General features: G+C 49.5%; 14 protein-coding genes and 1 tRNA gene. 9 read left to right on the plus strand and 6 right to left on the minus strand.

Annotated elements, in window-relative coordinates:
• Positions 1-56 precede the first annotated feature (56 nt).
• Positions 57-605, minus strand: coding sequence for a dCTP deaminase (dcd, locus tag ACRQU7_RS07585; RefSeq protein ID WP_444644921.1), 549 nt, complete (start codon positions 603-605; stop codon positions 57-59).
• Between the two features lie 271 nt (positions 606-876).
• Between dcd and ACRQU7_RS07590 the strand changes: the two genes are divergently transcribed.
• Entirely contained in the window at positions 877-2,274 is a 1,398-nt protein-coding gene (locus ACRQU7_RS07590; protein WP_444644923.1) for a peptidoglycan binding domain-containing protein, read from the plus strand.
• A gap of 10 nt (positions 2,275-2,284) precedes the next feature.
• On the opposite strand, the gene ACRQU7_RS07595 is transcribed toward ACRQU7_RS07590, so the two are convergent.
• Both ACRQU7_RS07595 and ACRQU7_RS07600 read right to left on the minus strand, forming a co-directional pair.
• A complete protein-coding gene (locus tag ACRQU7_RS07595; RefSeq protein WP_444644925.1) occupies positions 2,285-2,968 on the minus strand; it encodes a CDGSH iron-sulfur domain-containing protein in 684 nt (227 codons plus the stop codon).
• 205 nt (positions 2,969-3,173) lie between these two features.
• Positions 3,174-3,839 (minus strand): hypothetical protein, encoded by a 666-nt coding sequence (locus ACRQU7_RS07600; RefSeq protein ID WP_444644927.1) that lies wholly within the window; start codon positions 3,837-3,839, stop codon positions 3,174-3,176.
• 805 nt (positions 3,840-4,644) lie between these two features.
• Here ACRQU7_RS07600 and ACRQU7_RS07605 point away from each other — a divergent pair.
• From ACRQU7_RS07605 to ACRQU7_RS07620, 4 genes are all read left to right on the plus strand, one after another.
• Complete coding sequence (locus ACRQU7_RS07605) at positions 4,645-5,811, plus strand: iron-containing alcohol dehydrogenase (protein ID WP_444644929.1); 1,167 nt, start codon at positions 4,645-4,647, stop codon at positions 5,809-5,811.
• Positions 5,812-5,859: 48 nt separating this feature from the next.
• Positions 5,860-6,399, plus strand: coding sequence for a flavodoxin family protein (locus tag ACRQU7_RS07610; protein ID WP_444645539.1), 540 nt, complete (start codon positions 5,860-5,862; stop codon positions 6,397-6,399).
• Between the two features lie 82 nt (positions 6,400-6,481).
• Positions 6,482-6,832: a cupin domain-containing protein gene (locus ACRQU7_RS07615; protein ID WP_444645541.1), complete on the plus strand. Its 351-nt coding sequence runs from the start codon at positions 6,482-6,484 to the stop codon at positions 6,830-6,832.
• Positions 6,833-6,850: 18 nt separating this feature from the next.
• Positions 6,851-7,225 (plus strand): MerR family transcriptional regulator, encoded by a 375-nt coding sequence (locus tag ACRQU7_RS07620; protein WP_141827891.1) that lies wholly within the window; start codon positions 6,851-6,853, stop codon positions 7,223-7,225.
• A gap of 141 nt (positions 7,226-7,366) precedes the next feature.
• Here the strand turns inward: ACRQU7_RS07620 and ACRQU7_RS07625 are convergent.
• The 3 genes from ACRQU7_RS07625 to nth all read right to left on the minus strand — a co-directional run bounded on the left by ACRQU7_RS07625 (position 7,367) and on the right by nth (position 8,700).
• Positions 7,367-7,442, minus strand: a tRNA-Ala gene (locus ACRQU7_RS07625).
• 109 nt (positions 7,443-7,551) lie between these two features.
• On the minus strand, positions 7,552-7,968 hold the full coding sequence (locus ACRQU7_RS07630; RefSeq protein ID WP_444644931.1) for a bacteriohemerythrin: 417 nt from the start codon (positions 7,966-7,968) through the stop codon (positions 7,552-7,554).
• A 78-nt stretch (positions 7,969-8,046) separates the two neighbouring features.
• Positions 8,047-8,700 carry an endonuclease III gene (gene nth, locus ACRQU7_RS07635; protein WP_444644933.1) on the minus strand — a complete coding sequence of 218 codons (654 nt, stop codon included), beginning with the start codon at positions 8,698-8,700 and terminating at the stop codon, positions 8,047-8,049.
• Between the two features lie 244 nt (positions 8,701-8,944).
• On the opposite strand from nth, the gene ACRQU7_RS07640 reads away from it, so the two are divergent.
• The 4 genes from ACRQU7_RS07640 to ACRQU7_RS07655 all read left to right on the plus strand — a co-directional run bounded on the left by ACRQU7_RS07640 (position 8,945) and on the right by ACRQU7_RS07655 (position 12,962).
• Complete coding sequence (locus ACRQU7_RS07640) at positions 8,945-9,598, plus strand: TraX family protein (RefSeq protein WP_444644935.1); 654 nt, start codon at positions 8,945-8,947, stop codon at positions 9,596-9,598.
• A 54-nt stretch (positions 9,599-9,652) separates the two neighbouring features.
• Positions 9,653-10,906, plus strand: a complete 1,254-nt coding sequence (glyA, locus tag ACRQU7_RS07645) for a serine hydroxymethyltransferase (protein WP_444644937.1) — start codon at positions 9,653-9,655, stop codon at positions 10,904-10,906.
• A gap of 30 nt (positions 10,907-10,936) precedes the next feature.
• The gene (locus tag ACRQU7_RS07650) at positions 10,937-12,208 is read left to right on the plus strand and encodes a replication-associated recombination protein A (protein ID WP_444644939.1); all 1,272 of its coding nucleotides are present in this window, start codon (positions 10,937-10,939) and stop codon (positions 12,206-12,208) included.
• A 97-nt stretch (positions 12,209-12,305) separates the two neighbouring features.
• Positions 12,306-12,962 (plus strand): flavin reductase, encoded by a 657-nt coding sequence (locus ACRQU7_RS07655; RefSeq protein ID WP_038323659.1) that lies wholly within the window; start codon positions 12,306-12,308, stop codon positions 12,960-12,962.
• Positions 12,963-12,965: the final 3 nt, after the last annotated feature.

The raw sequence follows: 12,965 nt of genomic DNA on the forward strand, positions 1-12,965 counted from the left end.
GTCCTCTTGATTCAATAGATCACGTATAAATCCGGCTTTCAATTTGCTTCTCTGTCTTAAAGAACGGAAATGTCACTTTCTTTATCCATAAACACTCTTGAACCCGTAGCACCTTTTTGCCCCTGATATTTCCCCTGATAGGGCTTGAGGGCGATATCGTCCATTTGGGCAAATACAAGCTGTCCCACTCTCCAGCCGGATTGCAGTTCTATCGCACAGCGGTTCGCATTAAATAATTCAAGGGTGATTTCTCCTTCAAATCCAGGGTCCACCCATCCGGCGTTCTGAATAAACAAGCCCAATCTTCCAAGGGAGCTTCTTCCCTCAACAAACGCGGTTAGATTATCGGGCATTACAAAATACTCCAATGTAGTGGCAAGGACAAACTGCCCGGGGAGGAGAAGATACTTATCCGTTTGAATGGTTTTATATCTGATCTCATTTTGTAAGGTAATGATTCCGTCGGGTGAGTCCTCCACAATACTGAATGTGTTTCCAAGACGGATATCTACGCTTGCAGGCTGTATTTGCTCTTCTCCGATCGGTTCTATCAACAATGTTTTGTCGTTTAACATTTTAATAATGGTTCTATCCGATAAAATCATAGTGGAATCCATCCTTTGCATTTTATGAATAACGTACTGTTACAGTTTACAGCATTTCCAGTTAATTTAGCAACAGGGTTGCGTTCCTCCCCCGCCGAAGGCGGGGGAGGAACGTGTTTTGTCTTGCAAACTGAAATGGAATTGCTATCAGTATTATATCAGCTAAAATCTGTAAACGCAAAAGAACTTAAAGCAAGGAGTTTGAGTTTTAAAAGCAAAAATGCGCACATATGATAGGATTGATTATAAATGTGATGGTAGGGATAGCCATATGAGACATATTGATATAAAAAAGCTTCTGAAAAGCGGGCTCGCGATAGATATTGCCATTTCGGCGGCTTCCATTGCATTGATCTATTCATTGATTTCGCTGTACTTCTGCAGTCATTTCTTTTTCAATACGGAGATAAATGGGGCGAATGTCTCGTTAAAAGCGCACAGTACTGCGGCTCAGGCGATAAAAGAGTATATGAAGGGCTACGAACTGGAGTTAACGGAAAGAAATGGGGAAGCAGAGGAGATAGCAGGACACGATATCGGTTTGCAGTATAATGAAAAAGCCGGGATTTCTGGAATTTATTCTCTGCAAAGACCGTTTCAATGGATGGGCTCGTTATTCGAAGGTAAAAAATATACGATCAGCGATCTATATGTTTACAATCAGGACCTTTTAAAAAATAAAATTGACCAATTAAATTGTTTAAATAGGACTGCCGCGGAACCGCAAAATGTCAATTTCAAGTATTCCAGCGGGTTATACGAAGCGGTTAAAGAAGTATACGGAAATACAATCATTCGGGATCAATTGAACAAGGCCGTAAAAGCGAGTATTGAAAAGGGAGAAACAGGTTTAAATTTAGAGGAAGAGCATTGCTACAAAGAGCCAAAGTATACCTTAAGCTCTTATAAAACGCACATAGTCGAGAACCTGCTGAACAGGTATGTATCGGCAAATATTACTTATCAGTTCGACGATAAAAAGGAAACAGTAAATGGGGATACCATCCATAAATGGCTTACTGTCAGTGAAGATTTAGATGTTGTAATCAATAAAACCTCAGTTCAAAAATATATAAACGAATTGGGCAGAAAATACGATACGGTCGGAGTGGCAAGAAATTTCAAAACATCTGTGGGGAAAACCGTTACGGTGAAAGGCGGTCTTTACGGATGGAAAATCGACCGGGATGCCGAAGCGGAAGCGCTGTTGGAAAATATAACACGCGGTGAGGTAGTGGAAAAAGAACCCGTCTATATCCAGAAGGCTTTATTCAGAGGGGAAGATGAAATCGGCAATACCTATTTGGAAATCAACATCACAAAACAGCATGTATGGTTTTATTTGGACGGAAAGCTTCTGGCCAACGGTTCCGTGGTAACCGGCAACCCCAATCGGGGATGGTCCACTGTAACCGGGGTTTACATGCTCAATTACAAACAGGAAGGCGCCGTTTTAAGCGGCCAGGGATATGAAGCCAACGTCACTTACTGGATGCCTTTTTTCGGAAATACAGGATTACACGACGCCAGCTGGAGATATTCCTTTGGAGGAGAAATCTATAAAAGGAACGGGACTCACGGGTGCATCAATGCCCCGTTCTATCTGGCGAAAACGATTTTTGAAAATATAGAAGTAGGGACCCCCATCATTAGCTATGAAGAAGGATAAAGCGGTTCCATTATTTATCCAGATATCGTTGAACTACGTGGCTGGCGTCACAAAACGGTTTATTTTCCGATTTCCCGCAGCGGCAAAGCGCAACCCGGTTTCTGGTTTCGTACATGGTTCCATCGGCTGATTCAATCGGGATACTGCCTTTGACAAATATGCCCGCGCTGACACCCCTTCCAGGGTCCTGCACGATATCGATTGACGGTTCGCTGACGGGTTCATGCTCTGTCCCGTCTTTATCAACAGCCGTCAGCCGCCCCGCAGGGCAGTCGCAAGCCGCCTGAATAGCTTCCGCCCGGTTATCCTCCGTGTCGGAGTTTTCGGCCAGGTCCCAGGCGTTCCCGTTTTTTCTGTGGCAGAAGCGCGCAAAGGCGCATCGGCCGTCGTCAAGAAGGTCAATGCCGGAGCCTTCCGTCAGCTCGGCTCTCTTGTGGTATTCGCTCTTGGAGGCTGTTTCCTTCCCGCAAAAACCGGCTTTCAGATGTGTCCCGTCGCAGAACGGCGCGGTTTTCGATTTTCCGCAGCGGCAGAGCGCGTAGCTTTCAGACTGCGGGAGCTCCCGTCCCTCGTTCAATTCATATTCTCTGCCTTTTTGGACGATGATTTTTTCATGAATCGGTACCTTTCCTGAAACGATATACGGGCCGTCTTTTGTGATCTTTATTTTTTGCCCGATGTTTTCTTTGTCCATGTTAATCCCGCCTTTTTTGTTTTTTAACCGCTGACTTTGATCTTTTAATACAACCTACAGGGCTTTGAACCTTTTTGGTTCAGATCCCTGTTCTTTTTTATTTTTTCTCGGACTCTTGAGACTTCGGAAAATGCGGCGCCCGCAGTCCAGCACAAAACCCGTTTGCAAGAAGTGAGATAAACCTATATTGCTGCCAAGGCGCAGATTATCGTACAAAAACATCACCGTTTTTCAGTCCGAACTCATTATAATCGCCGCTTATCAGCTGTAAAGAGTTATTGTCTGTACGTTTAAACTTCAATTCATCGGACAGCCAGTTATGACCGGTAGCATCGTAGCATCTCAGTTCAAGTGTAACGGTATCTTCGCCGCCGACAAAAGTATAAAGGTCTCCCTTATACCCGCTCCAAAAAGTCTGAACATATTTTTGACCGTTTATTGTTCGTACTACATTGTCATTGTTCAAAGGATATTTCCATTCGTCTAACAGACAATAAGATTCCACAGAAATCGTTGCGTGAGAATCCTGCCCCGCGGAAAACCTGCATACAAAAGCAGAGGAGCCGTCATACTTTTGCCTGCCCGCCTCCGTGTTAAAGAATGTCCATTCCTTTTGGCCGTATAGCGAATCCCAGTTTTTTGCTTTGTCCATGGGAACCGGCTCGCTGTGCGGCGCAGGCTTTGACGAAGCAGCAGGCTTTAATGCCGAGGAAGTGGATTTTTTACTTGCAGAGGAACGGTTCGCTTCTTCGGTCTTTGATGCGCTTTGGGAACTGCTTTGCGAGGAAGTGTTTTGTGAGGAACTGTACAGCTTTTTATTTTCCTGGACTTGCTCTGATGATACAACGACCTGTTGGTTTTCTTTCAGCACAATGTTTCCGCTGCTGTCCACGGCTAATATGTCATTGGTCATGACCTTTCCGGTTTTGGGGTCTAAGATATTGCCATGATCGTCCACCGTATAAGATTGATAATTAGAATAATCCGCAGAACTTGACACGGGCTGCGATATCGTCCGGGACGAGCCGGAATCATTTGTGCTTGGACTCTGTTTGTTGCATCCGCACAAGCTGAATAATATACCCAAAGCCAGAACAAAAGTGAAAATTTTACGCATGAATAAGTTCCTCCCCTTGCGGCTCGAAAGCCAGTGCCGGTCAGCCCCTTGATCCGCTCAATCACGTCGGGGCCGAATCTATTCTCATTTTATCATATAAAAAAAGAAGTCAATTCTTTTACAGAAATCGGCTTGTTTTGATAAAAATTTTGGCGGAGATGAAGAGGATCGAACTCACGACCTGCCCATACTGCATTTTTTGTTGATATAACAGAAGATGCTGAAGTGAGAATGTGTTCATGAAAGGCACTGTAGTTTAGTGCTATTACACCTTCATAGGTATAAATTAAAAAATATTTTAAAATTTACTTGACTTGGAGTTGACTCCAGGTGATAGGCTTATGGACAGAGGTAAAACGCGGCCTTGCCATTCGGGGGAGTGATGCCGGTCACGCGGACCCTCCATTGGAAAGATGGATTTGAGAAGCCGGGCTGTAAATATGAGGCGGCTTTTGAAGGAGAAAAGCAATATGGCGATTACAGACAAAGCAAAGCAGTATCACGAAGAAATGTTTCCGGGATATGCCTCGGAATTATAAAATTTAAAGGAGAAAACACAATGAACAACTTTATTTATGATATCTCCACGAAGGTTTATTTCGGAGAAAATCAACTTTCCAATCTCGGGCCGGAGCTTTCCCGCTTCGGCAAGCGCGTGCTCCTGACCTATGGCGGCGGCTCCATCAAAAAGACAGGGCTGTATGACAAGGTTGTAGCGGAAATCAAGGCCGCCGGTCTGGAACTGTTCGAACTCGGCGGCATTGCCCCGAACCCGCATATCAATTCCGTGCGGGAAGGCGCGGAAATCTGTAAGAAAGAGAAAATTGATGTCCTTCTTGCCGTGGGCGGCGGTTCCACGCTGGACGCGACAAAGTATATGGCGGCGGGTGGCTGCGTGGATTTCGATCCATGGAAGTTCTTGAGTGAATGGGCGCCGATTGAAAAGGCGCTGCCGGTCGTCACCATTCTCACACTTGCAGCCACCGGTTCGGAGATGGACTGCGGCGGCGTAATCAGCAACCCGGAAACGAATGATAAAATTGGCCGGTTGGCCCCGCCCATGCTTCCAAAAGTTTCATTTCTTGATCCCACCAACACCTACACAGTCAGCGCATACCAGACAGCCTGCGGCGCGGCAGATATGATGTCACATATCATAGAAGTCTATTTCAACATGAACCAGGATTTACAGATGCTGGACGGCATTATGGAAACGCTGATGAAAACCATCATCAAGTATGCTCCCATTGCCATGAAGCAGCCAGACAATTACGAGGCTCGCGCCAATCTGATGTGGACGAGTTCCTGGGCAATCAACGGCTTTGTGAACGGCGGCAAGCGTCAGGCATGGAGCTGCCATCCCATGGAGCATGAGCTTTCCGCCATCTACGATATCACCCACGGTCTCGGTCTTGCCATTCTTACCCCACGCTGGATGGAATATACGCTGGACGAAACCACCGTATCGAAATTCTACCAGTTCGGCGTAAACGTGTTCGGTATCAACGCTTCCCTGCCGCAGATGGATGTGGCAAAGAAGAGCATTGCGCTTTTGAGCGATTTCTTCTTTAAGACGCTTGGTCTGAAAAGCAGCTTCCGCGAAATCGGTATCGACGATAAAAACTTTGCGGTCATGGCAAAGAAAGCGTGCGGAGGCAGCACTTTGCCCGGGTTCCAGCCGCTGAACCAGAATGATATTGAGAATATTTTCAAAATGTGTCTGTAAGAAGAATGCAGGAGTAAAAATACAACAGAAAATGGAAGGAATACGATGATGAGCAAAAAGGTTCTTGTGATTTCCGCAAGCCCCCGCAAGGGAGGCAACTCCGATACGCTGTGCGACGAATTTATTCACGGCGCACAGGAAGCCGGAAACGAAGCAGAAAAGGTGTTTCTGCACGGCAAAAAGATTGGCTACTGCACCGGCTGCGGCGTCTGCAACAGCACGCACAGATGTGTGCAGCAGGACGACATGGCATCCATCCTTGATAAGATGGTCAAGACCGACGTCATTGTTCTGGCGACGCCGGTTTACTTCTACGCCATGGATGCACAAATGAAAACGCTGATTGACCGAACCGTGCCGCGCTATACAGAGATTGCGGACAAGGATTTCTATTTCATTGTGACTGCCGCGGATACGGATAAAAGCATGCTGGAGCGTACCATCGAAGGCTTCCGCGGTTTCACCGAGGACTGTCTGCCGGACGCGTATGAAAAGGGTATCATTTACGGCACCGGCGCGTGGCAGATCGGCGAAATCAAAGGCAGCCCGGCCATGCGGCAGGCTTACGAAATGGGCAAACAGGCATAAAGGAGAAAGGTCGTACAGAATGATGAACAACGCGGAATTTGATAAGCAGAATCTTTTTGGTCTGGGACAGCCACTGCCGAAGATGTTTTCCAAATACTTTATCGGTCAGGCACATCTGAACCCGCTGACACAAGCGATAAATATTGCCAATGTAACCTTTGAGCCGGGCTGCCGCAACAACTGGCATATCCATCACAAGGGCGGCCAGATTCTGCTGGTGATCGCGGGGCGCGGCTGGTATCAGGCGGAAGGCCGGCCTGCACGGGAACTGCATCCCGGCGACGTGGTCGAGATTCCCGCCGAGGTCAAGCATTGGCACGGTGCGGCAAAGGATAGCTGGTTTTCTCATCTGGCGGTAGAGGTCCCTGCAGAGGGCGGCTCTAATGAGTGGTTGGAAGCCGTTACCGATGAGGAGTATAATAAACTCAAATGAGCAAGGATGTGAAAGCCAGTGACTATTGCGGAAGTAGCGAAAAAATACGAATTGACTCCGGATACCCTGCGTTATTATGAACGCATCGGCCTTCTGCCTAATATTGCGCGCACTTCCAGTGGTGTCCGCAATTATTCCGAGGAAGATTGCCGCTGGGTCGAATATATCAAGTGTATGCGTTCGGCAGGCGTTTCGGTGGAAACGCTCGTTGAATATGTTACGCTTTTTCACAGGGGGAAGGAAACCATTCCCGCCCGGAAAAAGCTCCTTCTGGAGCAGCGGGAACAGATTGTCGCCAAAATCGCGGAACTGAATACGGTTCTGGAGAGGCTGGACTGGAAGCTGGACGGCTACGAAGAACGAATGCTCAAGTGCGAGGAAAATTTGAAATAGTGAAAACCATAAAAATCACCCCATTTGTATTCAGTACGATATACTGAATACAAATGGGGTGCAGTTCAGCCCAGTATTGCTCGGCTCTTTTCGCGTTTAAAAAGAGAACCAATGATTGTATCAATCATTGGTTCTCTATATTGGTGGAGACGAAGAGGATCGAACTCTCGACCTTACGGATGCGAACCGTACGCTCTCCCAGCTGAGCTACGCCCCCACAACGAAAGCTATTATATCATGTTGGCGGGGCGATTTCAACTGTTATTTTTAATTTTATTTGATCTTATTGCCAATCAAACTTGCTGAAAATGGCCTGAACCCTGATTTCAGGCTTTATGGCTCCTTACGTATTGGCCTATTTTTTTGTCCTGTGTGGAGATGTGCTGAATCAGCCAGTTGATCACCATTTGATTGGCGTTGATAATAACGGCGATATTTCCGCCGGACCTGGCGTATTCGTCTTTCAGCTTCGCCAGTTCCGCGATAAAGTTGGTGTGAAGTTTCTTTTGCGTTTCGTATTCGGGATAATGAATGCTCAGCATGTATTTTTCCTCGTCACGAAAATGCATCTTTGTGTATTCATCCAGGAAATCCAGCATTTGTGCGATGAATTCTTTCGCCTTGCCGTTTTTGCCGGCGTCAAACAGCTGGTTTGCCTTTTCAAACCAAATCTTGTGCTGCTGATCGATTACGTCTACTCCTACGGATAAATCTTCCGTCCATCCCATAGCCATAAAAAACATACCGCCCTTCTGCAAAATTTGCTATATTCTTCCATTATTATATAGTTTTTGCGGTCTTCGTTCAATACTTCCCTGAAACTATTTTTTAGAGGGCGTTTTTTCCATGGAGAGGGCATATTTACAGAATTCCTTCATACAGCACAGCTCGCATTTCGGACTGCGCGCGGTGCAGACCGCACGGCCGTGCAGGACGAGCCGGTGGCAGAAATCGTTGGATTCCTCCAGCGGAAGGATGGCGCGCAGCTGCTTTTCCACCTTGAAGGGCTCTTTGCCTTCGCTGAGGCCGATTTTTCCGCAGATGCGGATACAGTGCGTATCGGTAACCACGGCGGGTTTGTGATAAATGTCCCCGACGACCAAATTGGCGGTTTTTCTGCCCACGCCCGGCAGGCGGGTGAGCTCCTCGATGCTGTCAGGCACCACGCCGTTGTATTCCTCTTTCAGCATCCGGCACATGGCGAAGATGTCGCGCGCCTTTGTCTTATAAAGCCCGCAGGAATGAATCAGCTCCTCGATTTCCTCCACGGTGCCTTCCGTAAAGGCCTGAAGGGTCGGGAAGCGCGCAAACAGCGCGGGGGTTACAAGGTTGACCCGCGCGTCGGTACACTGTGCGGACAGCCGGGTCGCGATCAAAAGCTGCAGCGGGTTGGTATAGGTCAGGGAGCAGACCGCCCCCGGATACTCTTTTTTTAGTGCTTCCACCGCCAAAGCGGCACGCTGTTTTTTTGTCATAGTGAATCCCTCCTGTTTCGTGATCGTCACGATGCCTGATCCTCTTTTATTTTATAGGAAATATCGCAAAAGTACAAGTTGACAAGGACAGGATTATCAAATATCATGTTATAAATGAATCTTATAGCAATTCCATTCAGTTTGCAAGACAAAACACGTTCCTCCCCCGCCAAAGGCGGGGGAGGAACGCAGCCTTGCTGCAGAATCAACTGGAAATGCTGTAATATGGGAAGGCGGAGAGAATATGAGCAGGTCGCAGCTGAAAATGCTGGCAGTGATTACCATGCTGATCGATCACGTCGGCGCAATCTTTTTCCCGTCCGTTCCGCTTTTCCGCATCATCGGGCGGCTTTCCTTTCCGCTTTTCTGCTTTTTTATCTCGGAGGGACTCCTTTACACCTCCAGTATTAAGAGCTATCTGACGCGTCTTTTTTTCTTTTCGCTGATTTCCGAAGTTCCGTACGATCTGGCGTTTCACGGAACGGTGTATTACCCGCAGAGCCAGAATGTATTTTTTACGCTTTTTCTTGGCCTCGCGGCAATTGCGATCCTTCACACTTATCTCATCGCCCGGCCGGCCCCGGCGGTGCTCCTTGCCGTCGCCTGCGCGCTGCTTGCCGAAGTGCTGCATACGGATTACGGATGGTTCGGTGTGGTCCTGGTTATCATCTTCTACTGCTTTAAAAACTACAGCACGAGGGGCATGCTGATTTTTACCGTTTTCAATACCGGCTACAGCCTGCTGACCGGTACGATCAAACTCTATGCCGCGCTGGCGGGGTTTCCGATTCTCGCTTACAACGGTAAAAGGGGAAAATGGAACTGGAAATATTTCTTTTATGCTTTTTACCCGGTGCACCTGCTGATACTGTATTTAGTGCATAAGGTTGCGTTTTAACACACGAAAGTGTATAATGAACAATAAAATACTCTGGGAAAGGGAATGAAGAAAATGTACAGTGATATGATGGACTCCATCGGCTTTGTTTCTCAGGCAGACCCCGCAGTCGGCGCGGCGATGAAAGAGGAATTGAAGCGCCAGCAGCGCAATCTTGAAATGATTGCTTCTGAAAATCTTGTTTCACCTGCGGTAATGGCCGCAATGGGCAGCATTTTGACGAATAAATATGCCGAAGGCTATCCCGCGAAAAGGTATTACGGCGGATGCCAGTATGTCGACGTCGTGGAAAACCTTGCGCGCGACCGCGCCTGCGAGCTTTTTCATGCGGAATATGCCAATGTGCAGCCCCATTCCGGCGCTCAGGCGAACATTGCCGTCTATTACGCGCTGCTGAACCCGGGAGACACCATCATGGGCATGAGCCTTGCCGAAGGCGGCCATCTGACTCACGGTTCTCCGGTCAACATTTCCGGAAAATATTTTCACTTCATTCCTTACGGCGTTAATTCCGAAACAGGACGGATCGATTACGACAAGCTCTATGAAACGGCTGTCAAAGAAAAGCCCAAAATGATTGTGGCCGGTGCGAGTGCGTACCCGCGCACCATCGACTTCAGGCGCTTCCGCGAAATCTGCGACGCCTGCGGGGCGTATCTGATGGTGGACATGGCGCACATTGCGGGCCTTGTCGCCGCGGGCATGCATCCGAGCCCGGTGGAGTGGGCGGATATCGTCACCACAACGACTCACAAGACCCTGCGCGGCCCGCGCGGCGGATTGATTCTGTGCCGCGAGGAGTACGCGAAGGCAATAGACAAGGCAATTTTCCCCGGAACGCAGGGCGGCCCGCTGATGCATGTGATCGCCGGCAAGGCGGTCTGTCTGGGCGAAGCGCTCAAGCCGGAGTTTCAGGACTACGGCCGCAGAATCGTGGAAAACGCCGCCGCTCTTGCGGACGGCTTGCTGAAACGCGGCGTGAAGCTGGTCAGCGGCGGAACCGACAACCACCTGATGCTGGTGGACCTGAGCGGCCTGGAGCTGACCGGCAAAGAGCTGGAGCACCGCCTTGATTCCGTGTACATCACGGCCAACAAAAACACGGTGCCGAACGAGCAGCGCAGCCCGTTCGTTACCAGCGGCGTGCGTCTGGGCACGCCGGCGATTACGACACGCGGGCTGAACACCGGGGATATGGACATCATCGCCGAATGCATCAGCCTTGCGATCCATGATTTTGAAGCAAGCGAGGACAAAATCCGCGGGATGGTCACGGAAATCTGCGACCGGTATCCGCTGTACGAATAATTTATTGAAGTCAGGTGGGGTGGTTACAATATGGCAGCGCCTTTGGCGGACCGGCTGCGCCCGCAGAAGCTGGACGACCTTGTCGGCCAGCGCCATCTTCTGGGGGAGGGCAAGGCCCTTCGCCGGATAATCGATTCGGGGGAAATCCCCAATATGATCTTTTACGGGCCGTCGGGCATCGGGAAGACCACGCTCGCCTCCATTATTGCAAAGCAGACGAAACGGGCCCTTTACAAGCTGAACGGTACGACCGCTTCCACGGCGGATATCCGCGGGGTGGTCGAACAGCTTGACACGCTGGCCGCCCCGAATGGGATTCTGCTTTACCTTGACGAGATTCAGTATTTTAATAAAAAGCAGCAGCAGACGCTGCTGGAATTCATAGAAAACGGACAGATCACCCTGATTGCCTCTACGACGGAAAATCCGTATTTCTATGTATACAACGCCATTCTCAGCCGGTCGACGGTGTTTGAATTCAAGCCGGTGGAAAAAGAGGACGTGCTCCCGGCTGTCCGGCGTGCGTTTGCTTTTATGGAACAGGAGCAGGGGAGGCCCATCTCCGTTGAGCAGGAAGCGGAAGAGTACATTTCCTCCGCCTGCGGCGGGGATGTGCGCAAGGCGATGAACGCGGTGGAGCTCTGCGTGCTTTCCGGCGAAGAAAAGGACGGCGTCTGCCGTGTGTCGCTTCCGCTTGCCAAAGAGCTTACCCAGCGCAGCGCGCTCCGGTATGACCGCGCGGGGGACGAGCACTACGATATCCTTTCCGCGTTCCAGAAGTCCATGCGCGGCTCCGACCCGGACGCCGCCGTCCACTATCTGGCGCGCCTGATTGTGGCGGGCGACCTGCCGTCCATTTGCCGGAGGCTGATGGTCTGCGCCTGCGAGGACGTCGGATTGGCCTACCCGCAGATTATCCCGATCGTCAAAGCCGCGGTGGACGCCGCGATCCAGGTCGGGCTGCCGGAAGCGAGGATCCCGCTTGCGGACGCGGTCATCCTTGTGTGCAGCGCGCCGAAGTCCAATTCTGCCTATTGCGCCGTCGACGCCGCCATTACCGACATAGAAAAAGGCAGAATCGGGAATATTCCCCGCCAGCTCCAGAATAAACATTATGATGGGGAGGACAACTCGCACAAGGGGCAGTTCTATCAATATCCCCACGATTATCCGAACAAATGGGTTGCCCAGCAATACCTGCCCGACGAGTTGAAGGACGTTCATTATTATGAGTACGGACAAAATAAAACGGAGCAGGCTTTCCTGCAGTATTGGAGTAAAATAAAGGGGAATAATACCTGAAAATTGTGTGAATTGTGTCTGAATTCAGGAGTTTGCGCTTGTATCGGCCGCATGAGAGTGATATGATTGAGACAAAGGAAACGGGGGGCGTATCAATATGAAAAATGAGGTTCTCTTTAATTTAACATACGGAATGTACGCCATCGGCGTAAAGGACGAAAAAAAGGCCTCCGCCTGCATTGTCAATACGGTCATTCAGGTGTGTAACACACCGAACATGATTGCCGTCAGTATGAACCACGACAATTACAGCCATGACTGTATCGTCAAAAGCGGGCTTTTTACCGTATGCGTTTTATCGGAGGATACTTCCGGCGCCGTCATCGGCGCGCTGGGCTTCAATTCCGGCCGCGATACGGATAAGCTGAACAACGTTCATCATAAAATTCTGGCGGAGGGCGTGCCAGTCATCAAGGAAAATATCTGCTGCTGGCTTCTCTGCCGTGTGGTAAGCAGCGCGGAGTCGCCGACCCACACGATTTTTGTCGCGGAAGTGGTCGCCGGCAGCGACGAGTCCAGGGGCGTGCCGATGACCTACGATTATTACCACAAGGTGATTAAGGGCAAGGCGCCGAAAAACGCGCCGACCTATCAGAAGGAGCAGCCGGCTGACGACAATAACGACGGGGAAAGCTGGATCTGTACCGTCTGCGGTTACGTATACAACGATCCGGACATTTCCTTCGAGGAGCTGCCGGACGATTGGGTCTGTCCCATCTGCGGCGCGCCGAAGTCGGCGTTCAGAAGAAAATAACAA

It is taken from the genome of Caproiciproducens puteiluti, assembly GCF_052442865.1.
Classification (GTDB): Bacteria; Bacillota; Clostridia; order Oscillospirales; family Acutalibacteraceae; genus Caproiciproducens.